A 22,786-nucleotide genomic window follows, 5' to 3' on the forward strand; every position below is an offset into this window, starting at 1 on the left:
TGGGAGAAAGCCGCCTGTGATCGCCTTGTCGTCCCTGCGCCGTTTCTTCGAAGCCGGCTCGTTCGAGCGGGGGCAGCGCTATGAGCGGGAAGGCCACGTCGTCACGCTTGACGCGGTCGCCTGCGGGAAGGGCATCGTGTCCCTCACCGCCAGCGTCCAGGGCTCGGAGCGCCGGCCCTACGGGCAGGACATCGACGTGACGATCAAGGGCGATGCCGTCCAGCGGGTGGATGGCGAATGCAACTGTCCGGTCGGTTACAATTGCAAGCACGTCGCCGCCGCCGTGATCGCCTGGGCGCGGCGTCAGGACACGGCGGCCGTCGGCGCCGCCCGGCAGCCTCCCTCGCACCCTCCGGCCCATCCCGCGCCATCCTTTCCGCCGGAGCGGGCGCCCGGCCTGTCGGCCCCGACGCAAGCGCTGCTGTCCCGGCTGGATGAGGCTGCGGCGCGCGATGGCGGAGACCACTACCCCGAGACGGTGCGCAAGCGCCTGCTCTACGTGCTCGGGCTGGAGGAGGGCACGGACGGCGGGCGCCGGCTGACGCTGCGCGTCCTGTCGGTCTCGCTGCGCAAGGACGGCGGCTTCGCCAACGATGACAAGACCTACGACGGCCATCATTCGGGCAACAAGCCGGCGGCGAAGTTCGTCATGCCGTCGGACCACGCCATTCTGTCCGTCGCGATGCGAACCGGGTCCTATTCCTCCTCCGGCGGTTTTGCGCTGAACGTGGAGTGGGGGGCGTGGCTGGTGGAGCGGATGCTGCAGACCGGGCGCCTCTACTGGAACGACTTCCGGAGCAGCCGGCCCCTGGGCGCCGGAACGGTGCGGCCGGGGACCCCCCGTTGGGATCGAGACGCCGCCGGTCGGCAGCGCTTCACCATCACCCTGGATGCGCCTTCGGCCATCGCTCTGCCGACCGTGCCGCTCCTTTACCTCGACCCGGACAGCGGGGAGTGCGGTCCCATCGACACCGTGACGGCTCCGCATGTCGCGTCCACCTTGCTGGGCGCGCCGCCGCTGCCGCCACAGGAGATCGCCGCCTTTCGCGCGGCGGCGGAACGCCTTGGCGACCGGCTGCCGGTCCTGCCCGACCCGCCGACCCGCAAGGAAGAGCGGCGTGTGACGCCCCGGCCGCTGCTGCGTCTGCGGCTTGCCCGGATGCCGTACGGCTATGGGTATGGCTACGGCTACGGGACTGGCGCCCGTGGTTTGGTCATGGCGGACGGCATCCCCGTCGCCGAGCTGGCCTTCGATTACGCCGGCACGCGCGTCGCTTCGAACGGGCCGGCGGCGCCGCTGCAATGGCTGGAGGGCAGCGTTCTGTTCACGGCCGTCCGCCGGCCGAAGGACGAGGCGAAGGCGGCCCGGCGTCTGCGCGAGGCTGGGCTGCTCCCCAACACGGTGCCGCTCAGCGTCGGCGGGGGTCCGCCGGTGCAGAAGGCGCTGTTCGTGGCGTCCGGTGACGCGTTGGAGGAGCGATCCGTGTGGCTGGGCTTCTGCCATGCGGTGCTGCCGGGCCTGCGCGCCGAGGGGTGGGGCGTCGAGATCGACCCGGACTTCCCGGTCCAGGTTGTGGAGGCACCCATGGATTGGGCCTTCGAGATCAGCGACGGGACGGGGATCGACTGGTTCGGCCTGTCGCTGGGGGTCGAGGTCGGGGGTGAGCGCATCGACCTGCTGCCTGTGCTGCGGTCCGTCATCGAGGCGCTGGGCCGCTTCGATCCCGACGCATTCGCGGCCGAAGACCCGTTCTTCGACGATCCCGATTGGGACGGCGTCGACGGGGAGGCCGCCCCGCCGCGGGGGCTCGACGCGGTGCTTGAAATGATTGCTCCGGACGGGGTGCTGTTCGTTCCGGTGGACGGCACCCGCTTCCTGCCGCTGGAACTGGACCGTCTGCGTCCGCTGATCGGCGTTCTGATGGAGTTGTTCGGGCTGCAGCCGGACGGTGCGGGTTTGCGGATCGGACGGGCGCATCTGGGTGACCTCGCCGCGCTGGAGGAGGCCGCCGGCGCCGCCGGCATCCCGCTGCTGGGTGCCGACGCGGTCCGCCGCATGGCCCAGGCCCTGCGCGCCTCCGGCGGCGTGCCCGCCACGGCGGTGCCGGAGGGTTTGAGGGCGGACTTGCGACCCTACCAGAAGGCCGGGCTGGACTGGCTGCAGTTCCTGGCTGCGCACGGCTTCGGCGGCGTTCTGGCCGACGACATGGGGCTGGGAAAGACGGTGCAGGCGCTGGCTCACCTGCTGGCCGAGAAGGAGGCCGGGCGGCTCGACCGGCCCTGCCTGCTGGTGGCGCCGACCAGCGTGCTGGGCAACTGGCGGGCCGAGGTGCGGCGCTTCGCGCCGGGGCTGCGCACGCTGGTGTTGCACGGGCCGCAGCGCAAGGCGGCGCATGGCGCGCTCGGCGACTTCGACTTGGTGGTGACCTCCTACGCGCTGCTGCCGCGCGACCGCGAGGCGCTGGAGGCGCAGCCCTGGCATCTGGCGATCTTCGACGAGGCGCAGTACCTGAAGAACCCCGCCGCGCAGGCGACCAAGGCGGCCCTGGCGCTGGAGGCGCGGCAGCGGCTGTGCCTGACCGGCACGCCGGTGGAGAACAACCTGGACGAACTGTGGTCGCTGTGCTCCGTCGCCGTCCAGCCGCTGCTGGGCGACCGCACCGGCTTCCGCCGCCAGTTCCGCATGCCCATCGAGAAGCACGGCGACGCCGACCGGCAGCGCGTGCTGGCCCGGCGGGTCCGCCCCTTCCTGCTGCGCCGGACCAAGGAGGAGGTGGCGTCCGAGCTGCCACCCAAGACGGAGATCCTGGAGGCGGTGGAGCCGCACGCGGCGCAGCGTGACCTGTACGAGACGATCCGGCTCGCCATGGACAAGCGGGTGCGGGAGGAGGTGGCCCGCAAGGGGCTGGCGCGCAGCCACATCACCCTCCTGGACGCGTTGCTGAAGCTGCGGCAGGTGTGCTGCGACCCGCGGCTGGTGAAGCTGGAGAGCGCGCGCAAGCGGGTGGCGAAGGGGGCGGCCTCGGCGAAGCTGGAGCGGCTTCTGGAGATGCTGCCGGCGTTGCTGGAGGATGGACGGCGCATCCTGCTGTTCTCGCAGTTCACCTCCATGCTCGACCTGATCGAGCCGGAGCTGGAACGGCTGGCGATCCCCTTCGTCGCGTTGACTGGCGAGACGCGCGACCGCGAAACCCCGGTGCGGCGCTTCCAGGCCGGCGAGGTGCCGCTGTTCCTGATCAGTCTGAAAGCCGGCGGGACCGGGCTGAACCTGACGGCGGCCGACACGGTGATCCATTACGACCCCTGGTGGAACCCGGCGGTGGAGGCCCAGGCGACCGACCGCGCCCACCGCATCGGCCAGGACAAGCCGGTCTTCGTCTACAAGCTGGTGACCACGGGTACGGTGGAGGAGCGCATGGTCCAGCTGCAGGAACGCAAACGCCAGTTGGGCGAGGCTGTCTTCGACGAGGCGGGCGGCGCGGAACGCCTGCTCAGCGCCGAGGATGTGGACTTCCTGCTGGCGCCCATCGACGTCTGAGATGGCCTCCGTTTCCCGTCTTCCTGCGCTTTGCGTGGATTCGGATCGCCCTGGTCGGGCAGTCGGCGGGTGACCAGGCATCCGTGCCGGCACGGCCATGAGGCCAGGCCGCCGTCGCACCACGCAGTGCGCTTCAGCGGGCCGGCCTCACCCTTGGTCATCGTGGCGCATGGGAGAGCCTCGCTTTTCCCAGCGCGAACGTATCACAACTTGCGGTTCGCCAGGACGTAGACGACCTTGGCCGTTATCGTATTGTTGGCCAGCCAAGCATTGAACATGCCGCCCAAGTTATCGATCTTTGGCTTATAGGCATTGGGGCCGTTGTTGCACGAAGCATAGGTGCCGCTCGGGCCGAGGCCGTAAGTGCCACCGCCTTCCGCTTTGATTTGGCAGGGGTGGTCAACCGACCACTGTTTGAAAAGCCATCCTTCGCTATCCGTACCGAATTCGAAGACAACACCGGGTTCCGTATTGCTGATATATTGTGTAACGTAAGAAAATTTCGGTGCGATCCCAACGAAGGACTTTGGAGGTAGTCCAATTCTTGAGTAATTGCTGTTGATAAAGTCATTTGCCTGTTGCGTCGGCATGCCGCGATACCAGAATTTTGCGTTTCCAGCTTCAGCATCCGCGAAGGCCGCATAGTTTCTAACCAATTTCATGGCGTTATTGGTGGTGTTCTTGCTATCGAGAATCAGTACGCCTTTTTCATACATTGGGATAAGAACATCCATGTTGTTTCTTTTCAGGGTGTTGACGATATCGTTGGAGGTCATGGTATCGGCGGCAGCGATGCTGGGCAGCAAAGCCAAGATGATGCAAAACAGGAACCTCTTCATGATCGATTATTCCTTTCTGAAGTCGCATGGTGGGGCCTCTTCGGACCCAGGCGCTTGATGCAAGAACTGACGCCTGGATTGCGGTCTTTGTGAACGGAGACCCGCTTGTTTACTCATGGCGATTTAGCCCACCGGCTTGTTCAGAAAGCGCAGGCGATCGATCGATCTTGGCGAGACGGTGTCGATGGACTTGGTCCGCACGAAAGGCTTGGCGTCCGTGTTGCGGGCGCGAATGCCACGGGTAACGGCGTCTTTCAGACCGTCAACGGATTGGAGGATGCCGCGTGCGGTGCGTCGCCTGCAGGGGCTCGCGCGGTTGTTCTCACTGTGCCGCGCTTGTGCTGGCACAGCGAAAATCGGCATCATGAAATGCCTGGATTTCAACGACTTGGTAAGCGAGGGAAGGTTTTCTTTGTGGCTGTGCCAAGTCTGCGCTGGCTAAGCCGGTTTCACCTGATCCGCCATCAACGGCTTGATCGGTAAAAGGAAAATGGTGCCCAGGGACGGAGTCGAACCGCCGACACGGGGATTTTCAGTCCCCTGCTCTACCAACTGAGCTACCTGGGCGCCGCTGCGTGCGGGGGCGTCTTATAGGAAGAACAGGCGCGCTTGTCCAGCGCAATTCGTCACCCGTTCGAAAGAGATTTTTCCAGGGCGGCCGGGTGGGTCGGGCTTGCGGATTAGGGCCGGCGCTACCTCGAAAGTGGTCATACCAATTTTGACCTGAGTCATGTCGCTCCACCCGCGATGGGGGGATAGTTCTCTCGCCGCGCGGACCAGGGAAAAGCGCCGCCCGGCCATGACCGATTTTCCGTGCGTGCCCTGGATGCTGTTCAGAGGGGCCTCAAGCCCGCATCCGGTTTCCAGGACCGGCCCGACGAGGCCGGCGGCGCGCCAACCGCAGAGGCGACACGATATGCCCGTCACCACGCTTGCAGAACTGAACGATCTCGTCCTTCGGGTCCGGGAGGCGCAGAGGATCTACGCCGGCTTCCCGCAGGAGACCGTGGACCGCATCTTCCGCAGTGCCGCCCTGGCCGCGGCCAACGCGCGCATCCCGCTGGCGAAGCTGGCGGTTGCCGAGACGCGCATGGGCGTGATGGAGGACAAGGTCGTCAAGAACCACTTCGCCTCCGAATACATCTACAACAAGTACAAGGACGAGAAGACCTGCGGCATCCTCGAGGAGGACCCGGAATACGGCATCATGACGATCGCCGAGCCGGTGGGCCTGATCTGCGCCATCGTGCCGACGACCAACCCGACCTCGACCGCCATCTTCAAGGCGCTGATCAGCCTGAAGACGCGCAACGGCATCGTCTTCTCGCCGCACCCCCGCGCCCGCAAGGCGACCTGTGAGGCGGCCCGGATCGTGCTCCAGGCTGCGGTGGAGGCCGGCGCGCCGCCGGACATCATCGGCTGGATCGACGAGCCCTCGGTGGAGCTGTCGAACGCGGTGATGCACCACCCCGACATCAACCTGATCCTGGCGACCGGCGGGCCGGGCATGGTCAAGGCGGCCTACTCCTCGGGCAAGCCGGCCATCGGCGTCGGCGCCGGCAACACCCCGGCGGTGATCGACGAGTTCGCCGACATCAAGCGGGCCGTCGCCTCCATCCTGATGTCCAAGACTTTCGACAACGGCGTGGTCTGCGCGTCGGAGCAGTCGGCCATCGTCGTGGACGCGGTCTATGACGCGGTGCGCGACCGCTTCGCCCACCATGGCGGCCACATCCTGTCGGCGACCGAGGTCGACGCGGTGCGCAAAGTGCTGCTGAAGAACGGCGCGCTGAACGCCGACATCGTCGGCCAGTCGGCCGGCGCCATCGCCGCCATGGCCGGGCTGAGCGTTCCCGCCCACACCAAGGTGCTGATCGCCGAGGTCGAGGCGGTGACCGAGGACGAGCCCTTCGCCCACGAGAAGCTGTCGCCGACCCTGGCGCTCTACCGCGCCCGCGACTTCATGGACGCCTGCGACAAGGCGGCGGCGCTGGTCGCGCTGGGCGGCATCGGCCACACCTCCGCCCTCTACACCGACCAGGACCAGCAGCCCGACCGCATCCGCCATTTCGGGCAGGCGATGAAGACGGCGCGCATCCTGATCAACACGCCGTCGTCGCAGGGCGGCATCGGCGACCTCTACAACTTCCGGCTGGCGCCGTCGCTGACGCTCGGCTGCGGCTCCTGGGGCGGCAACTCGATCTCCGAGAATGTCGGGCCGCAGCACCTCATCAACCGCAAGACCGTGGCGAAGAGGGCCGAGAACATGCTGTGGCACAAGCTGCCGAAATCCATCTATTTCCGCCGCGGCTGCCTGCCCTTCGCGCTGGAGGAGCTGCGCGGCAAGAAGCGCTGCCTGATCGTCACCGACCGCTTCCTGTTCGAGAACGGCCACGTCGACGAGACCGTGCGCATCCTCAAGGGGCTGGGCCTCGCGGTGGAGACCTTCTTCGAGGTCGCCGCCGACCCCACCCTGGCGGTGGTACGGCGCGGGCTGGCGCTCGCCAACGCCTTCCAGCCGGACGTCATCCTGGCGCTGGGCGGCGGCTCGCCGATGGACGCGGCCAAGATCATGTGGGTGATGTACGAGGCGCCGGACGTCGCCTTCGAGGACCTGGCCCTGCGCTTCATGGACATCCGCAAGCGCATCTACACCTTCCCCAAGCTGGGGGTGAAGGCGCAGTTCGTCGCCGTCCCGACCACGTCCGGCACCGGGTCGGAGGTGACGCCCTTCGCCGTGGTGACCGACGAGCGCACCGGCATCAAGTACCCCATCGCGGACTATGAATTGACGCCGAACATGGCGATCATCGACGCCAATCTGGTGATGGACATGCCGAAGGGCCTGACCGCCGCCGGGGGCATCGACGCGGTGACCCACGCGCTGGAGGCCTACGTCTCCGTCCTCGCCAACGAGTACACCGACGGGCAGGCGCTGCAGGCGCTGAAGCTGCTGAAGGAGCATCTGCCCTCCGCCTACGCCAACGGCGCCAAGGACCCCAAGGCGCGGGAGCAGGTGCACAGCGCCGCGACGCTGGCCGGCATCGCCTTCGCCAACGCCTTCCTCGGCGTCTGCCATTCGATGGCGCACAAGCTGGGGGCGGAGTTCCACCTGCCGCACGGCGTCGCCAACGCGCTGCTGATCGCCAACGTCATCCGCTACAACGCCGCCGACATCCCGACCAAGCAGACCGCCTTCAGCCAGTACGACCGGCCCAAGGGTGTCGCCCGCTACGCCGAGATCGCCCGGCACCTCGGCCTCGGCGGCAGCCGCGACCACGAGCGGGTGGAAACGTTGGTGGCCTGGGTGGAGGAGTTGAAGCGCACGCTGGACATCCCGGCCTCGATCCAGGCCGCCGGGGTGCCGGAGGCGGAGTTCCTCGCCCGGCTGGACGCCATCGCCGAAGCCGCCTTCGACGACCAGTGCACCGGCGCCAACCCGCGCTTCCCGCTGGTCGCGGAGATCCGGCAACTCCTGCTCGACAGCTATTACGGCCGCGCCTACGTCGAAGGGGCGGAGCGGGCGCCGGAGGCCGGGGCGGAGCGCAAGCCGGTGGCGCTGGTCCGTTCGCGGTGATGCCTTTCTGATGGGCCGCCCGGCGCCGGGACACCGGACGCCGGGCGGCCCATTCGTTTGTCCGGAAAAAAAGCCGGTCCGCCGAAGACTTCACGCCCTGACGCCATGAAGCGTCGATTGGCTGTGAACCCATTGTCTGAAACGGCGGCAGGTGATTCCGGTCATGATTCGATCCTATCAATCCGATTACCGTCATCGCGGCTCCGCGATGCATGCATTCGTCTTCAAGGTGCGGCGCTCGCGGAAGACGCGGCACGGCTTTACCAAGGAGGCGGTGCGATGACTGTGTCGGTCTGTGGCACGCTGGACGAGATCCTGCACCCGGCCTCGGCCGATTTCCGCAGCCTGCCGGACCTGATCGGCGGGCTGATGGACCGGCTGGCCGACCGCGCGCCGCTGCGCGGCGGGGCGCTGTGGCTCCAGGACATGGGGACGCTGGTGCTCGCCCAGGACCAGGCGGGCGGCCGCCTGTGCTGGACGGCGGACGGCGACCCCAACGACGCCGCGGCCGATCCGGAGGCGGTGGTGGTGCCCATCACCTACGCCGACACGCCGGTCGGCGAGATGCGGCTGGTCCTGGACCACGCGCCGGACGGCGTCGCGCCTGAGGCGCCGATCCTGCACGACGTCGCCCGCCAGTGCGGCTATCTGGCCAAGCGCTACGAGGTGCGGCGCTGGGCGGAGCGGCGGTTCGGGCGGCCCCTGATGATGGTCGGCATGAGCCGTGCGCTGCGCGAACTGGACGCCTTCCTGGAGCAGGCGGCCCACAGCGCGCTGCCCGTTCTGCTGAGCGGGGAGTTCGGAACGGAGAAGGCGCCGTTCGCCGCGGCGATCCACGGCTGCGGGCCGCGGCGTGATGGCCCCTTCGTCCAGGTCAACGGGGCGGACCCGGCGGGGACGCCCGCCGACTGGTTCGCGCGGGCCGCCGGGGGCACCCTGTTCCTCAGCGGCGTGGACGAGATGACGCCGGCCCTTCAGGGGCAGATCGTTCAGCACATGCCGTCCCAGCTCGGCCAATGGCTCGACGCGCCGGGCGGCTGGACGCACTCCGCCAACGGGGCGGGCAACGGGGCGGCCAATGGGATTGGGGGCACGCGGGTCATCGCCTCGACCACCGCCGACCTGCGGCGGCTGGCGGAGGAAGGGCGCTTCTCCCGCCCGCTGCTGGCCGAGCTGGATTTCCTGTGCGCCACGGTGCCGCCGCTGCGCGACCGGCCGGCGGACATCGAGCCGCTGGTCCTCGCCGCCCTGGAGCGCCACGGCGGGCGGGCCGACGAGACGCGGACCGACGAGCTGATCGCCCTGTGCAAGGCCCACAGCTGGCCGGAGAACCTGTTCGAGCTGGAGCGGGTGATCGCCCGGCTGGCGGTGATGACCGGGGGCAGGCCGATCCGCCATGGCGACGTGCGGCGCCATGCCCCCTGGATGGTCGGCGGCGCCATGCCGGCGGAGCCGGAGTCCGCTGTCCATCCGAACGGCCATCCGAACGGCCATCTGGTTGGCCATCCGGAGGCCGCTCCGCTTTCCCCGCCGGCTCCGGCACCCGCCGATCATTGGGTGCATTGCGCGCTGACCCGTGAGCAGGCCGCGCTGGCCCGGCTGCACGGCGGCCTGCGCAAGGCGCTGGTGTTCCTGGGCGAGCGCTTCGCCGACCCGATCACGCTGGACGCGCTGTCCCGGCAGGCCCATGTCAGCCCGTCCCACCTCAGCTACCTGTTCCGGACGGAGCTTCAGACCTCCTTCAAGGGGCTGCTCGGCCGCATCCGCATCCACAAGGCGCGGGAAATCCTGGCCGCGGATCGCCGCCTGCCCATCACCGAGGTGGCGATGAACGTCGGCTACGGCGACCTCAGCCATTTCGAGAAGAGCTTCCGACGCATCGTCGGGCAGAGCCCTCGGGAATACCGGCGCAACCTGCCGGGAACCGCCGCGCGCGGCTGATCGGAGGAATCGTGGACGCGGGCCCGTTGGGTTTTCTCCCAACGGGCCCGTTTCATACGTGCGTCGGTACGCGGGACCGTGCCTGTGAGCGGATCGTGTGCCGGGCGTCGGACGGAATCGACAGGCTTCCGGCGCGTTGTCGGGCGGCCACCCGTCACATCCGCATCAGATTTGCCAGGCGCGCCACCAGACCGGGCGTGATGTCGGTGTTGGCCTCGATCACGGCCATCAGCATTCTCACGTCGTCCGGGTGGTCCAGAACGATGCCTATGGCGTCGATCTTGGACCTGTCCAACGATTCCGGTTGGGCGCGGATAAGCTGTTTGATCGCGCGCCCGAAGTCCGTTTCCTTCAAATTCGACTCTTCCAGGGCATGGTCGACCTGGCCTTCGAACGCGACCTGGACCCCGAAATTGAAATCCAATCTTTCATAGATCGGGAAGAGCCCTTTCTCGATCGCCTCGGACAGCGAGAAATTGCCGGTCGCCAGGGTGAGCGGCATGGCCACCATTTGCAGCGCGTTCATGACCGGGGCCGGCACGCTGTCCGAGATGATGACCGTGGAACTGGATTTGACTTTGGCCGGTAGCGCCGTCAATTGACCGGTCTTTCCTTCGGAATTGGGAATGCGATCGTTGACGAAGATCGCGTCGCTTTGGTCCATCTGAAACAGATCGGCGATCTTGGCCGCGCCATAGACTCCGATGATCAGCGCCGGCCTGCCGATCCTGGCCACATGCGCGCTGACCGCGGTGACCCAGCCCTGAACGCTGGGCGCCTTGTTGGCATAGCCGATGTAGATGTCGGGCTTTCCGTCGATGAGCTTGAGAATTTCTCGGGCGGTCCGGTTGGTCTCGGCGCCCGCCTTCAGCGCGGCGGGCAGATCGACCAGCCCGGATCGGCCTCCGGAATTGTAGAAGGCGCCGATTTCGCCGTGCCCCATGCCCATGAAGGCGTGATGCGGGCCGTTGGCGAAGTTGACCACGTTGGCCCTTCCGACCGGCGTGTTCTCACCGTCCTTTCCCAATTGCACCAATTGGCCGCCCCGGTAATCGATGGTTCCATATTCATAGAGCCGCAGATTGCGGACGTTCTCCAATTGCACATTGGTTTTGCGCATCGCATCCACCCGCGTGGGCAGCGACCCGTCTTTGAACGCAACCGGATCGGACAACGGCCCCTCGATCACGAAATCCCCGGCTTTGATCGCCTTCAGCATGGTTTCCGGAGTCATGAACCGGTTGGCGTTGAAGGAGGTGCCGGGGGAGAAGGCGCTTTTTTCCTCCTTCACCCCCGTCGCTGTCAGACCCAGCCCCTGGAGCAGACCGACCGTGCGCACGATGAAGGCGGTATCGCCCTGACCCATGGCGCTGAAACCCATCACATAGAACGTCGTGTCCGTGTCGGAGCGCAGAAGCGCCAGATTTTCCTCGTAGGAGGGACCATTCGCGAGGTGTTCGTTCAAGGCCTGCGCCGTTTCCTTCGCCCCGGTCGTTTTGGTCGGCGGACGGTCTGGCAACAGCGCCGGCGGGCGGAACCTGCCCGGTTTGATCGCCTGGCGGAGTTTCGCCTCCAGCTTGGAGAACCCAAATTCCTCCCGGGCCTGGGTGGCGCTGTGCATGAACCCCTCCCACGCCCGGCCCGAGCCGGGACTCTGGCCGAGGTTCTCGACCCACCGAAGCGTCGCGTTGCCCTGACCGCGCCGCAGTTCCGTCAGGGCTTCGCCGGCTTGCCGGTCGGCGGACGGCGCCGCGCGGCGGAGCATCCCCTCCAGCTTGCCGTCGAAGGTTTCGAAGGCGGCGTCGAGGCAAAGCTCGCCGGTCCCGGCGCTGTAGAGCGCGATCCTGGACGGGCAGCGCGACAGGCCGGGATCGAGGGCCAGAAGATGGGTCCAGCGGCTGTCGAGCCGGCTCCACAGATCATCCGCTTCCGATCCGGACATTTTCGATCTGAACAGGGGCAGGTCGGCCAGAGCCTCCGGGGCCAGGCCGATCCGCCAGACGGGATCGGTGAGAACCGCCATCACCCGGCTGCGCAGCCGGTTGCGCAGTTGCTCCAGGGAGTCCGTCGTCATCGCCCCGACCTCCGTCGGGAAATCCTTCAGCACGGCCTTGTCCGCGTCGGCGAAGTCGTTCCAGGGAAGGGGCGTGGTCCGCAGGGTCCGCAGCATGGTCTCGATGCGGTCGAGCGTCGCGTCGGGACTGCCGAGCGTCTCGCCGAGCGGCTTGAGGCAGCGCAGGAGCGACACCGCGTCCCGCCCGTCGGGATCACCGGTCAGGTAGCTGTTGATCTCCGTGTCCGTGGCGGTGAGGAAGCTCTTGAGATGGACGTGGCCGGTCATGCCGGTGGTCAGCCACCCGATCCGTCCGTCGATGGCCTTGTCGATGGATTTCGCGTCGTTGTCGGCGAGCGCCGGGCGGACCGCCTCCCACAGGCCGCGGTCCATGACGGGTTCGGTGCCGCCGTAGATCGTGCCGCCGTAAATGGTGCCGATGATCCGGCCGTTCGGGGCGCACAGCGGTGCGAAGGCCGGCATCGCCGCCACCGACATCGGATAGTCCAGAATGATGGTCCGGGCATCCAGCCCCGACTGCGTCAGCGGCAGCACGATGCTGCGGACCATCTCCTCCGTCGTCCACGGCCCCGGCGACAGGCGGTCGGCCCCGCCGCTTCCCTGGTTGACGACCAGCAGACTCAGGGTCCGGCCAGTGGCCCACTTGGCGAGGCGGGAAAGCTGGAGCGCGATCTCCGCCGGATTGGCGCCCAGCGTGATCCTTGCGGCGTCGTCGGGATAATAGCTGCGCGGGTAATCGGCGTCGGCGCCCTGCGCCAGCTCCGCGCTGCTCAGCATCAGATGGCGGCAACGGCCCAGGCGCGGAGCCGCCAGCGCCGGGTCGGCGCCTTCCGGCGTTCCGGCGCGCAGGCTTGCGTCGATCAAGGCGTTCAGCGTGCCGGCCAGCCGGTTGTGGACGGCGACATCGTCTGTCCGCACCACGCTGTCGCAGACCGACCGGATCGTGTCGGAGAGGGTGGCGACGGGCAGTCCGGCGATCAGCGAGAGGGGTGGCCCGCCTTGTGCGGCGACCGTCGCGGTGAGCGTGGCCCCGACCGGGGCGTAGCGGAAGGGGCCGAGATCCACCTCGGCGTTCCAGACGATGACCAGCCGCCCGCCGTCGCGCGTCAGCGCGAGGTTGCTGCCGTGGGTGACCAGCCAATCCTCGATCAGCGGGGCGGTGGCGGTGAGCAGCTCGTCCGGCTGGCGCCCGGTCTTGCCGTCCTGGAGCCGGATCGTGACGGGGGCCGCCGTCGCGGCGTTTTCCCGCCGCGGCCCGGAATGCTCCAGATGCAGCACCGCCGCCCACGGACCCTCGATCACCGGTTGGACGCCCGGACCTTTCAGCGTCGCCACCAGGGTGGGCAGCGTGTCGGGGTCGTCGAAGCGGGCGCGCAGGAAGGACGCGCGTTTCTCGATATGGCCTTCCATGACCGTCGACACCCACAGGCCGAAGCCCACGGCGCTCGCGGTGGTCGCGGCCCCGTCGTTCCAGGTCCCTTCGCTCTTGGCCCCTTCGCTCTTGGACGCCCTGATCGCCTCGCAGACCGTCTCAGGCAGGGTGGCCAGCTCCGCATAGTCGGGAAGCCGGGCGGCGAACCAGCCGTCGAAGGCCGCCGCCAGCGCCTTGTCCGTGGCAAGGCCGTAGCCCTGGCAGACCTGCTCCAGCGTCACGACGAGCAGCCGCCGGACCGTGGTGTCGTCGAGTCCGTCGATGGCCTTCAGCGACAGGGGGACGACGCCCTCGCGGATGCGGGCGCGGATCGCCGCGATGCCGTCCGCCGTGGCCTGATCCTGGCCCGCCAGCAGGCCGTGAAGCCGCGTGATCAGCGCTGGAGCGGCGTTCCGTGGCGGGGGCGAGGATTGGCACAGCGCATTGACCGCCCGCAAGGCCGAGGTGATGCGGTAAGCCTGTCCGGGGCGGGGCAGGCCGTCCTCAAGCCGCACGTCTCCGGTGAAGCGCCGCCACTGCTGCTGCACGGCCAGCGTGCCGTGGCGCGGGATGGTCACGTCGACCAGCACGGCGGCGCAGCCGTTGCGCCCGTAGTCCGCGGCGCCCCGGCTTCCGGTGCCCGCCACCCCGCCGTCCAAGTCGTCCGTCGGGAGTTCCGTGGGCGTCGCGCCGGCCAGCCGGTGCAGCAGGCCGTACAGCTCCAGCTTGAGCGAGAACAGCGCCATGACGAGTATGTTGTGCAGTCGCTGGAACAGGGCGAACCAGGACGGCGCCGGCAGGCTGGGGTTGACGAGCAGCTGGGCGGTCCAGCCGTTCGCGCCTTTGCTGCCGTCCTCCAGGACGATGAACCGGCTGTTCCCGGACGGATCGGTTTCCGCCATCCGCTGCGCCAGCGTCCGCAAGCGGCTGCGCAGCCACCCCGCCAGTTGCGGATAGCCGCCGTTGAGAAGGCGGGTCATCGCGCGGTCGGCGGCGGCCAGACGGTCCGCGGGCAGCGGGAGGTCATGCCGGACCTTGAAGCGGATGGCGAGCCGGAGGCGGCAGGCGGCTTCGGCGGCGTAGGACAGACGAACGCCCCCGGCGGCCTGCGTCGCGTCGCCCAGAGCGTCGGTGATCCGGGCGAGACCCGCCACGATGGCCTCCACCGCCTCCCAGCTCTGTGCGGCCGCGATGTCCTGGTCGAGGCCGAGCAGCTGGCGCCGCTCCTCCGCAAAGGGGGGGGTGCCGCCGGCCTCCTCCGGCCCGGCCAAAGCCGCGATCAGCGGCATCAGGATGTCGCGCACGTCGCGCAGCCGGCGCGAAATGGCGTCGGCCCCGATGGGCTTGTCGGCCTTCGCCTCGCCGACGACGCGCAGCGCCTGCTTCAGCAGATCGAGGGCGCCGTTCAGCCGGTCGTCGGGAAGGGGAAAGCGCCCGCCTTCATAGACCGCTCCGGGCGCCACCCCCAGCAGTGCCGCGTTTCCGTCGTCCGCCACGAACAGCCGGTCCATGGCGGCGATCTGGGCAGCGGCCCGCTCGCCGGGTGCCTCGATCCCCAGGGAGGACTCCCGGACCATCCGCAGCCAGGCGGTCTGCAGTGGTTGAAGCGGGTGGACGGCGGCGGCGGTCCAGCCGCGCATGGCGTCGCGTTGGGACGCCGCCGCCACCGGCAGGCCCAGCGCCGTTGCGGCGGCGGCCACCGCGTCCATGCTCGCCTCCACCGGGGTGGAGGACGGAATGTCGGACGCGACAACGATCAATCTCCGGCGCGTGCGGGACGGCATGCGGGATGTCCTTCGGCTCGGTTGGGGGCGTGTTCGGAAATGGGCGGAAACGCGCCCGCCCCGCGCGCCCTGAAGGGGCCGCGCGGCGTCGCGGTCCTTCCGGGGCGGCGGATCGTCGGGGGGGCTTACAGGGCCGGGTCGCCCTTGCTGTTCATCGCCCGCGCGATCTGAGCGCTGGCCGCGGCCATGGCCTGCTGCGCCGCCTCGCTGGCCGCGGTGACGGCCTTCTGCTGCTGCTCGCTGGCCTGCTGCATCGCCTGACCGCCGGCGCCGGTTCCGCTGGCGGCCTGGAGCGCCTGCGACATCGCCTCGTTCGCCTGGGACATCGCGCCCTGTTCGTCGGCGTGGCCGCCGGGGTGCGCGGTCAGGCCGGGGATCGCCTCGACGGCGTGGCCGGCAAGCTGGATGGCCTGTTCGACGGCGGCCAGCGCCTGCTCGGCGGCGGCGTTCACGCTCTTCACCGCGTGGTCGAGCAGCGCGCTGGCGATTTCGGCGGGCGTCTTGGTGCTCACCTCGAACGGCGCCGTATCGGGAGGCGCATTCGCCACGGGCGCGGTCGGAGCCGACGTATCCGGCGCCGCCGGAGCGGCCGCCGGTTCAGGGTTCGGGCTGTTGGGGGGCTGGGAAACGCCCATCCTTCGATCTCCTTCGTCCGGTTCGGATTTGCGGTGCGCTGACCGCCACGGCGGTCGGGGTGGATGGCGCAGAGGGCGGTGCAGAGGGCGGTGCGGAAGGGGCCGCCCCGGTCGCAGCCAGCTGAAGCGAGTCAGGCGGCGGTGGCAGCAGTGGTGGTGGCGGCAGTGGTGGTGGAAGCCGCTGCGGGGGGATCGGGGCGAAAGCAGCGCAGCGAGATCACCCCCGCGGCCCCCATCTGGATTTCCGCCTGATTGCCCTTGCCGAAGACGGGAAAGAGACAGGACGCGCCGTCCTGGCCCATGATGCCGCGCTGCGGCGGCGTCGCCGACAGCAGGGCCTGCGCCCCGGCCAAATAACCCGCCACCAGCACCCGCACCGCGTCGCCGGTCTCGTCCCGGAAGGCCGTGTCGCGGACGATCTGCAAGGCCCCGTCCGACAGGCGGGCGAAGCCGATCGGCCGGCCGCGCTTCTGCCAGTCGGAGACGGCCCGTGCCACCTCCGCCGGAGCGGCCAGCGGGCCGACCTGCGGGCATTCCAGAAAGCCGAAGAGCTGCGGCAGGATGGTGTCCAGCGCGCCGCCGGCCCGCTTCTTCCGGTCGTCCGGCGTCGCGGTCAGGGAACCCAGCCGGTTCACGTAGATCAGGTAGAATTGATAGTAGTCCGCGAACTCCTGCACGGTGCGCGCCTGATCCACCGCGAAGGCGGCCGCTTCCCTCTGAAGCTCGGGGTTGGCCGTTCCCTGGCTCTCCTTGCGATAGAGCAGCTCCTGCACCGCCAGCTGCTCGTCGAAGCCCATGAACTGGAAGACCGGAGCCCCGGAGACGGCCAGCCCGGCGAGGAAGGAGGCGCCAGCGGCGAAGTCATCCTGGGTCAGAAGGTTGTGGTCGGCGAGGATGCGCTTGACCTGGGCCGACACCGTGGCGCTGGTGTCGCCGGATTCGGCGTCGGCCAGCGTGCGCAGGCTGTCCACCCCCAGCGTCATCAGCTTCACCGGGCTGACCATCAGCTTCAGATTGGGCAGCAGGGCCAGCCGCGTCGCGTGAAGACCCTGCTGGACCTGCTCCACGAGCGTGCTCTCGTCCGGGAAACCGTAGCGCGGGCCGGCGTTGCTGATGGCCCAGTCGAGCCACTCCGACCCGCCATCGATGAAGGCGAGCGCAAGCCGCCCCAGGTCGGTGAGCCCGGCGCGGTTCTGGATCATCTTGTTGGCGACAGAGACGGTCATGGTGGGGACACCTGCGTAAGGGTCAGCTCGACGGGAAGCTATTCAGGACCGTGGAGGCCGCGGTACCGATGCTCGTGAAGTCGTTGGCGGCGCTGGTCATCATTCCCTGGGCCTGGGTCAAGGCGGTGACGTATTTCGGGTCGCCCGTCGCCAGAAGCTGCGCCATCGCGACGCCGATCGCCGTGGTGGCGATGGTCGAAACGTTGCGCAGCGTGTCCGTCGCGTCCTGCACGGCCATGGCCGTGGACTGGGCGACCGCCTGATAGGCTTTCCCCGCGCCGCTGGTGGTGACGACCTGCGGGCTCATGGTCGCCGTCTGCGTCTGGTTTATGACGTCAATGATCTGCGCATTGACCTTCGTGGGCTCCGACATGAAGGCTCCTTGCTCGTTGTGGCCTGGAAGGCCGGCCGCTGGGGGATGGGCGCGGGGTCAATCACGACCCGCCGGCGACGGTGCTGTTCCCGGCTCCGCCGGTGACGGTGCTGTTTCCGGCTCCGCCGGTGACGGTGCTGTTTCCGGTTCCGCCGCTGACGGTGCCGTTGCCGGTGCCGCCGGCGACGGTGCTGTTCCCGGCGCCGCCAGTGACCGTGGAGGGCAGGGTGGTGAGCGAGGTCGTCAGCAGCGGGGTCAGCGGCTGCAGCGGCGACGCGTTGCCCCCGGAGGTGGGCGAGCCCGAGGGCGGCGGCGGGGGCGTGGTGGGGAAGGGCACGGACAGCATCTTGGCGCAGGCGGCGGTGACCGCGGCGGAGTTGACCATGCCGGCGTTCTGCTGGCGGTGCACGGCGTTGTGCATCGCCATGCCGAGCGTCTCGACCATCACGGCGTCGAGCATGGCGAACGACTGCGCGGGGGACTGTCCCGTCAGAAGCGTGACGATGTCCGACGTCGCGTCGATCACCTGGGTGTTCACGGTGCCTTCGTCGCTCATGATTTTGCGGTTCCCTTGGTGATGATCAGCGTGAGGACCTGGGCGAGCGCGGCCTCGGTGATGACCTGGGCGCGCTGCTGGTTGGCGACGGCGTTCTGCATGGCCAGGCCGAGGCTGTCGGCCATGGCGACGTAGGTCATGTCCATCGCCAGGGATGGGGTCAGGCCAAGCGGTATCGCCGTGTTCGCCGCGACCGATCCGGCAAGACTGGCGGAGCTTCCATCCGGCATTCACACACTCCAGCCTTCAGACTCCCGCCACAGGCTCCTGCGGACACGGACTCATGCGCGACCGGGCGCTTCAACCTGCGGCGGAGGCCGCCCCCGGTATCCCGAGGGCGGCCCGCCGGCTCTCCTTAGGAGAGGCCCAGGATCTGGGTGGTGACGACGCCGGTCGAGGCCGTGTCGACCGAGTACAGGGTCGACAGGCCCTGCGTGGTGGCCGCCTGCATCACCACGTAGGACTGCTGCTGGTTGTTCGTGGCGTTGTGGGCCGCGTTCGACAGCGCCTGGCTGGTGGCGACGAACAGGTTGCCCATCGCAATGGCCGGGGCGTCGCCCAGGACCTTGGTGTTGACCTGGGAGACCGAGTCCGTGATCTGGTTGTTCAGGGCGGTCGGGAAAGCCATCGTGTTTGCTCCTTACATCGGATGTTGCGTTGGTTTGAGGCCAAAGCGCCGGCGGCGGTCCGGCGGACGGCGGCGGGTGCCGCGTCCGCCGTCCGGTCAGCCGAGGAGCTTCGACGTGGCGGCGCCGGTGGTCGCGGTGTCGATCGAGTAGAGCATCGCGACGCCCGTCGTCGTCGCGGCCTGCGCCGTGACGTACATCTGCTGCTGCGCCAGGGTCGCGTTGTGGGCCGCGTTGGCCAGCGCCTGGGCGGTGGCCTGATACAGGTTGCCCATGGCGATCGCCGGCGAGCTGCCAACGACCTGGACGTTGCTCTGGGCTACGGAATCGGTGATCTGGCTGTTGACTGCCGTCGGGAAAGCCATCTGACGTTATTCCTTGGCGAATGGTTCGGGTTGGACGGCCGGCGGCCTGTTCCGGGCGCCTGCCGGCCCCCGGTCCGGGCCGGTCGGCTCATCAGGCGCCCAGGATGCTCTTCGTGGCGACGCCGGTGGAGGCGGTGTCGATCGAGTAGAGCGTGGCGACGCCCATGGTGGTGGCCGCCTGCATGGTCACGTAGGACTGCTGCTGGTTGTTGGTCGCGTTGTGGGCCGCGTTGGCCAGCGCCTGGGCGGTGGCCTGGAACAGGTTGCCCATGGCGATCGCCGGGGCGTCGCCCAGGACCTTGGTGTTGGCCTGGGTGACGGAATCGGTGATCTGGTCGTTCACGGCGGTCGGGAAAGCCATTTGTTCGTCCTCTTCGGTTGCCTGTCGCCCACCCGCCGCCCGTCATGGAAGGCGGGGTGGCGCAGATGGTGTGAAACGTCGATGGTGGCGTGGGTCCGGCTTACGAGCCGAGGCCCTTGACGCCGGTGCTGAGGATGCTCTTCGTCGCCACGCCGGTGGTGGCGGTGTCGATCGAATAGAGCGTGGCCACGCCCTGGGTGGTGGCGGCCTGCGCGGTCACGTAGGACTGCTGCTGGGCGTTGGTGGCGTTGTGGGCCGCGTTGGCCAGCGCCTGAGCCGTGGCCTGGAACAGGTTGCCCATGGCGATCGCCGGAGCGTCGCCCAGGACCTTGGTGTTGGCCTGGGTGACGGAATCGGTGATCTGGTCGTTCACGGCGGTCGGAAATGCCATTGTCTTTCCTCACTGGTGGGGCCGGTTTCAAAGGCGGCCGCTGGTGGCGTCGAACATTCACGCAAGCCGCATGCGACCACGGGATGCGTGAACAGCGGACGATGCGACTGTAGCGAGGTGCCTTGCCGCGCGATTGGTCTATCCGGCGAAAAAATCCGGCGGACCGCGCGAATTTTGTGCGCTTGGGTTGCGCTTTGGCGAGCGATGCGGGGAAAGCGTGTGACGTCGGCGCGATCGATTCTTACGCGGCAAGCGCAACGATGGACGCAAGACCGTGCAATTCCGCGTCCCACCACCCACGCCCCCTGGTGCGAAAAACCGGCGCCATCCGGAGGAATCGACGGCGAGGGGAGGGACGACGGGACGCGAAGCGGCATCGCCCCACGGATTGCGGGAACGGCAAACGAACTCACGCCGCTCTATTCTTGGTCTGGTCTTTGATGATACTGTTGATGTGGAATGAAGTCTGGAAGGTGCCCAGAGTGCTCAAGAAAAATGCAGTATCCGTAGCCGTCAACACTGCCGCTGCAACAAATGAAGCCAAAAGGGCCTCGCACAGCGCATTTGATAATGCGCAGGGGCAGCTGTTCGGCATCATCATGACCGCGTTCGGAATTTCCATACTGCATGCCGCCGGATTGATCACCGGGCAGGCGGCGGGGCTGTCCTTCGTCATCGCCTACGCCACGGGGCTGGATTTCGGCCCGGTGTTCTTCTTGGTGAACCTGCCCTTCTACGCGCTGGCGCTGGCGCGTATCGGCTGGCGCTTCACCGCAAAGTCGCTTCTGGCGGTCACCAGCATCTCGGTGCTGACCACTCTGGCGCCGCAAGCGATCCGCTACGACGCGCTGCACCCCTATGTGGCGGCGGTGCTGGCGGGCTTTTGCATCGGCATCGGGGTCATCGGCCTGTTCCGCCACGGCTCCAGCGGCGGCGGGGTGGGCATCCTCGCCTTCTACATCCAGGAGAAGACGGGCTTCCGCGCCGGCTGGTTGCAGGCCATGTTCGACGTGGTGATCTTCTCCATGGCGGTCTTCGTGATCGACGGGAAGGCGGTGCTGGCCTCGATGCTGGGGGCGGCCGTGCTGAACGCCTTCGTCGCCTTCAACCACCGGACGGACTGGTACGTGGCCCGCTGACGGGCCGGGGTGAACCGGCCCATCCCGGCGGGCGCTATTCCCCCGTCGCGGCCTTCAGCAGGGTGATGCTGATCCGCCGGTTCTGCGGGGCCAGCGGGTTGGCGGCGTCGAGATGGTCGAGGTCGGCGCGGCCCTCCACCCGGACGATCCGCCGGGCCGGCACGCCGGCGGCGATCAGTTCGCGGCGGGCGGCGTTGGCGCGGTCGCTGGACAGTTCCCAGTTGCCGTACTTCGCCCCGTCCGCATAGCCCAGCGCGTCGGTGTGGCCGGTGATGCTGAGACGGTTCGGCGACGACGCGACGGCGCCGGCGACCAGCCGCATCAGGCGGCGCCCCTGCTCGTTCATCTGGGCGGAGCCGACGTTGTACATCGACACCTTCGCCTGATCGGTGAGCTGCACGCGCAGGCCCACGGACGTGTGCTCGATGACCACGCTCGCGGTGAGCGCCCCCAGCTCCGGCATCGTCTCCAGTGCCGTGCGCAGGTCGCGTTCGGCCTTCTCCAAGCCCTGTTGTTCGCTCAGCGCCGCGGTCTGGCGGTCGAGCAGGGCCTCCAGCTCCGCCCGCGCGTCGCGGTCCGTCTGGCTCCGTCCGCCGGGCGGGTTGGGCATGGGGTCCTTGCGCCCGGCGGGCTCGCGGTCGCTCTCGCCCAGCGAGGCGACGACGGGCGGCGCGGCCACCGGCACGCTGTGCTCCCCCGGCGCGTTGGGGGTGGACAGCGACCCCGTCCTGTCCACCGCCCGCCCGGCGAGCATGCCGTCGGCGCCCGAGTTGGACTGGGACAGGGCCACCGGGTTGAAATAGTCGGCGATGCCCTTGCGCTGCTCCACCGTGGTGATGTTCATCAGCCACATGATCAGGAAGAAGGTCATCATCGCCGTCACGAAGTCGGCGTAGGCCAGCTTCCAGGCGCTGTTGTGCTCCTCCTCCTCCTCGCCGTAGCGGCGCTTGATGATGATCGTCGGCTCGATGCGCTTGCGGGGCATGGCGGGGCCTCAGGCGGTCTGGCTCGCCTCGCGGGCCTTTGCCTGCGAGGAGAGGGTGGTGGCGACCTCGACCTCGGCGAGGCTCGGCTGCGTGTCGGCGAACAGCACCTTGCGGGCGAACTCCGCGCAGACCTGCGGAGGGCTGCCGCGCAGATAGGCGCCCAGCCCCGCGCGCACGCAGATGAACAGCGTCAGCTCCGACTCGCGGCGATGGCGGGCGGCGGCGGCAATCGGGCCGACCAGCCCGTAGGACAGCAGCACGCCCAGGAAGGTGCCGGTCAGCGCCCCGCCGATCATGTGGCCCAGCACCTCCGGCGGCTCGCTGATCGCGCTCATGGCGTTGATGACGCCCAGCACGGCGGCGACGATGCCCAGCGCCGGCAGCGCGTCGGCCAGATTCTGCAACGCCTTCGGCACCTGGTTCAGCTCGCGCCCGATGGTCTCGATCTCCTCGTTCATCAGGGCTTCCAGGTCGTGCGGGTTGTCCTGGCCCAGCGCGATCAGGCGCATGTAGTCGCACAGGAAGGTGACGCAGCGCGGCTGGCGGAAGACCGAGGGATACTGGGCGAAGATCGGGCTGTCCTCCGGCTTGTCGATGTCGCTCTCGATGTTCGACACGCCCTTGGACTTCGCCTGCCGCAGCAGGGCGTAGAGCAGCGAGATCAGGTCCAGATACTCGTCCTTGCTGGTGTGCCGCCCGCGCGCCACCGCGCCGATGGTGCGCATGGTGGCGCGCAGCACCGCCATCGAGTTGGCGATGACGTAGCCGCCGATGCCGGCGCCGACGATGATGACGATCTCCACGGGCTGCCACAGCACGCCCATCCGCCCGCCCATGGCGGCGAAGCCGCCCAGCACGCTCAGGAAGACCGCGACGATTCCGAACAGCAAACGCATGATGTGAGTCCTCCGGCTCGGCCGAAAAGGGGGATCGGGCTCAGGGAGCCGTCGTGTAAGGCGGGAGC

General features: G+C 68.5%; 19 protein-coding genes and 1 tRNA gene. 4 read left to right on the top strand and 16 right to left on the bottom strand.

Annotated features, from left to right (window positions below; all coding sequences use genetic code 11):
• Positions 1–16: 16 nt before the first annotated feature.
• The gene (locus JJL56_RS20015) at positions 17–3,538 is read left to right on the top strand and encodes an SNF2-related protein (RefSeq protein ID WP_200486069.1); all 3,522 of its coding nucleotides are present in this window, start codon (positions 17–19) and stop codon (positions 3,536–3,538) included.
• A gap of 203 nt (positions 3,539–3,741) precedes the next feature.
• On the opposite strand, the gene JJL56_RS20020 is transcribed toward JJL56_RS20015, so the two are convergent.
• The 3 genes from JJL56_RS20020 to JJL56_RS20030 form a co-directional block, all read right to left on the bottom strand.
• Positions 3,742–4,377: a hypothetical protein gene (locus JJL56_RS20020; RefSeq protein ID WP_200486070.1), complete on the bottom strand. Its 636-nt coding sequence runs from the start codon at positions 4,375–4,377 to the stop codon at positions 3,742–3,744.
• A gap of 123 nt (positions 4,378–4,500) precedes the next feature.
• Positions 4,501–4,743 carry a hypothetical protein gene (locus JJL56_RS20025; protein ID WP_200486071.1) on the bottom strand — a complete coding sequence of 81 codons (243 nt, stop codon included), beginning with the start codon at positions 4,741–4,743 and terminating at the stop codon, positions 4,501–4,503.
• 125 nt (positions 4,744–4,868) lie between these two features.
• A tRNA-Phe gene (locus JJL56_RS20030) sits at positions 4,869–4,944 on the bottom strand.
• 349 nt (positions 4,945–5,293) lie between these two features.
• Here JJL56_RS20030 and adhE point away from each other — a divergent pair.
• Together adhE and JJL56_RS20040 are read left to right on the top strand one after the other, a co-directional pair.
• The gene (gene adhE / locus JJL56_RS20035; protein ID WP_200486072.1) at positions 5,294–7,954 is read left to right on the top strand and encodes a bifunctional acetaldehyde-CoA/alcohol dehydrogenase; all 2,661 of its coding nucleotides are present in this window, start codon (positions 5,294–5,296) and stop codon (positions 7,952–7,954) included.
• A 279-nt stretch (positions 7,955–8,233) separates the two neighbouring features.
• Complete coding sequence (locus JJL56_RS20040) at positions 8,234–9,895, top strand: AraC family transcriptional regulator (protein WP_200486073.1); 1,662 nt, start codon at positions 8,234–8,236, stop codon at positions 9,893–9,895.
• Between the two features lie 154 nt (positions 9,896–10,049).
• On the opposite strand, the gene JJL56_RS20045 is transcribed toward JJL56_RS20040, so the two are convergent.
• From JJL56_RS20045 to JJL56_RS33230, 11 genes are all read right to left on the bottom strand, one after another.
• The gene (locus JJL56_RS20045) at positions 10,050–15,164 is read right to left on the bottom strand and encodes a hypothetical protein (RefSeq protein WP_247891161.1); all 5,115 of its coding nucleotides are present in this window, start codon (positions 15,162–15,164) and stop codon (positions 10,050–10,052) included.
• 125 nt (positions 15,165–15,289) lie between these two features.
• A complete protein-coding gene (locus JJL56_RS20050; protein ID WP_200486074.1) occupies positions 15,290–15,799 on the bottom strand; it encodes a hypothetical protein in 510 nt (169 codons plus the stop codon).
• 131 nt (positions 15,800–15,930) lie between these two features.
• Entirely contained in the window at positions 15,931–17,025 is a 1,095-nt protein-coding gene (locus JJL56_RS20055) for a hypothetical protein (protein ID WP_200486075.1), read from the bottom strand.
• Positions 17,026–17,047: 22 nt separating this feature from the next.
• Positions 17,048–17,398 (bottom strand): hypothetical protein, encoded by a 351-nt coding sequence (locus JJL56_RS20060; RefSeq protein ID WP_035680645.1) that lies wholly within the window; start codon positions 17,396–17,398, stop codon positions 17,048–17,050.
• Between the two features lie 61 nt (positions 17,399–17,459).
• Entirely contained in the window at positions 17,460–17,954 is a 495-nt protein-coding gene (locus JJL56_RS20065) for a RebB family R body protein (protein WP_200486076.1), read from the bottom strand.
• Entirely contained in the window at positions 17,951–18,184 is a 234-nt protein-coding gene (locus tag JJL56_RS20070) for a RebB family R body protein (RefSeq protein ID WP_040138293.1), read from the bottom strand. The genes JJL56_RS20065 and JJL56_RS20070 overlap by 4 nt, the downstream gene beginning before the upstream one ends.
• 125 nt (positions 18,185–18,309) lie before the next feature.
• Complete coding sequence (locus JJL56_RS20075) at positions 18,310–18,582, bottom strand: RebB family R body protein (RefSeq protein ID WP_145626297.1); 273 nt, start codon at positions 18,580–18,582, stop codon at positions 18,310–18,312.
• Positions 18,583–18,678: 96 nt separating this feature from the next.
• Positions 18,679–18,945 (bottom strand): RebB family R body protein, encoded by a 267-nt coding sequence (locus JJL56_RS20080; protein WP_014200161.1) that lies wholly within the window; start codon positions 18,943–18,945, stop codon positions 18,679–18,681.
• Positions 18,946–19,036: 91 nt separating this feature from the next.
• Entirely contained in the window at positions 19,037–19,306 is a 270-nt protein-coding gene (locus JJL56_RS20085) for a RebB family R body protein (protein ID WP_145626298.1), read from the bottom strand.
• A 100-nt stretch (positions 19,307–19,406) separates the two neighbouring features.
• Entirely contained in the window at positions 19,407–19,697 is a 291-nt protein-coding gene (locus JJL56_RS20090; protein ID WP_145626299.1) for a RebB family R body protein, read from the bottom strand.
• 409 nt (positions 19,698–20,106) lie between these two features.
• A complete protein-coding gene (locus JJL56_RS33230; RefSeq protein WP_247889465.1) occupies positions 20,107–20,298 on the bottom strand; it encodes a hypothetical protein in 192 nt (63 codons plus the stop codon).
• Here JJL56_RS33230 and JJL56_RS20095 point away from each other — a divergent pair.
• Positions 20,297–20,836, top strand: coding sequence for a YitT family protein (locus JJL56_RS20095; protein WP_247891162.1), 540 nt, complete (start codon positions 20,297–20,299; stop codon positions 20,834–20,836). The genes JJL56_RS33230 and JJL56_RS20095 overlap by 2 nt on opposite strands.
• A 34-nt stretch (positions 20,837–20,870) precedes the next feature.
• Here JJL56_RS20095 and JJL56_RS20100 read toward each other — a convergent pair whose 3' ends face one another.
• Positions 20,871–21,821: a flagellar motor protein MotB gene (locus JJL56_RS20100; protein ID WP_200486077.1), complete on the bottom strand. Its 951-nt coding sequence runs from the start codon at positions 21,819–21,821 to the stop codon at positions 20,871–20,873.
• Positions 21,822–21,830: 9 nt separating this feature from the next.
• Positions 21,831–22,718: a flagellar motor stator protein MotA gene (gene motA, locus JJL56_RS20105; protein WP_145626302.1), complete on the bottom strand. Its 888-nt coding sequence runs from the start codon at positions 22,716–22,718 to the stop codon at positions 21,831–21,833.
• Between the last annotated feature and the right edge of the window lie 68 nt (positions 22,719–22,786).

This window comes from Azospirillum aestuarii (assembly GCF_016632405.1).
Lineage (GTDB): Bacteria > Pseudomonadota > Alphaproteobacteria > Azospirillales > Azospirillaceae > Azospirillum > Azospirillum aestuarii.

What these genes read in the sequence shown, in the direction of transcription:
- JJL56_RS20085 (WP_145626298.1), bottom strand. Translation starts at nt 19,306, where the DNA reads ATGGCTTTCCCGACCGCCGTGAACGACCAGATCACCGATTCCGTCACC.
- JJL56_RS20020 (WP_200486070.1), bottom strand. Translation starts at nt 4,377, where the DNA reads ATGAAGAGGTTCCTGTTTTGCATCATCTTGGCTTTGCTGCCCAGCATC.
- JJL56_RS20055 (WP_200486075.1), bottom strand. Translation starts at nt 17,025, where the DNA reads ATGACCGTCTCTGTCGCCAACAAGATGATCCAGAACCGCGCCGGGCTC.
- JJL56_RS20060 (WP_035680645.1), bottom strand. Translation starts at nt 17,398, where the DNA reads ATGTCGGAGCCCACGAAGGTCAATGCGCAGATCATTGACGTCATAAAC.
- JJL56_RS20040 (WP_200486073.1), top strand. Translation starts at nt 8,234, where the DNA reads ATGACTGTGTCGGTCTGTGGCACGCTGGACGAGATCCTGCACCCGGCC.
- JJL56_RS20095 (WP_247891162.1), top strand. Translation starts at nt 20,297, where the DNA reads ATGACCGCGTTCGGAATTTCCATACTGCATGCCGCCGGATTGATCACC.
- JJL56_RS33230 (WP_247889465.1), bottom strand. Translation starts at nt 20,298, where the DNA reads ATGATGATGCCGAACAGCTGCCCCTGCGCATTATCAAATGCGCTGTGC.
- JJL56_RS20100 (WP_200486077.1), bottom strand. Translation starts at nt 21,821, where the DNA reads ATGCCCCGCAAGCGCATCGAGCCGACGATCATCATCAAGCGCCGCTAC.
- JJL56_RS20070 (WP_040138293.1), bottom strand. Translation starts at nt 18,184, where the DNA reads ATGCCGGATGGAAGCTCCGCCAGTCTTGCCGGATCGGTCGCGGCGAAC.
- JJL56_RS20050 (WP_200486074.1), bottom strand. Translation starts at nt 15,799, where the DNA reads ATGGGCGTTTCCCAGCCCCCCAACAGCCCGAACCCTGAACCGGCGGCC.
- JJL56_RS20090 (WP_145626299.1), bottom strand. Translation starts at nt 19,697, where the DNA reads ATGGCATTTCCGACCGCCGTGAACGACCAGATCACCGATTCCGTCACC.
- motA (WP_145626302.1), bottom strand. Translation starts at nt 22,718, where the DNA reads ATGCGTTTGCTGTTCGGAATCGTCGCGGTCTTCCTGAGCGTGCTGGGC.
- JJL56_RS20080 (WP_014200161.1), bottom strand. Translation starts at nt 18,945, where the DNA reads ATGGCTTTCCCGACGGCAGTCAACAGCCAGATCACCGATTCCGTAGCC.
- adhE (WP_200486072.1), top strand. Translation starts at nt 5,294, where the DNA reads ATGCCCGTCACCACGCTTGCAGAACTGAACGATCTCGTCCTTCGGGTC.
- JJL56_RS20045 (WP_247891161.1), bottom strand. Translation starts at nt 15,164, where the DNA reads ATGCCGTCCCGCACGCGCCGGAGATTGATCGTTGTCGCGTCCGACATT.
- JJL56_RS20065 (WP_200486076.1), bottom strand. Translation starts at nt 17,954, where the DNA reads ATGAGCGACGAAGGCACCGTGAACACCCAGGTGATCGACGCGACGTCG.
- JJL56_RS20025 (WP_200486071.1), bottom strand. Translation starts at nt 4,743, where the DNA reads ATGATGCCGATTTTCGCTGTGCCAGCACAAGCGCGGCACAGTGAGAAC.
- JJL56_RS20075 (WP_145626297.1), bottom strand. Translation starts at nt 18,582, where the DNA reads ATGGCTTTCCCGACCGCCCTGAACAACCAGATCACGGACTCGGTCTCC.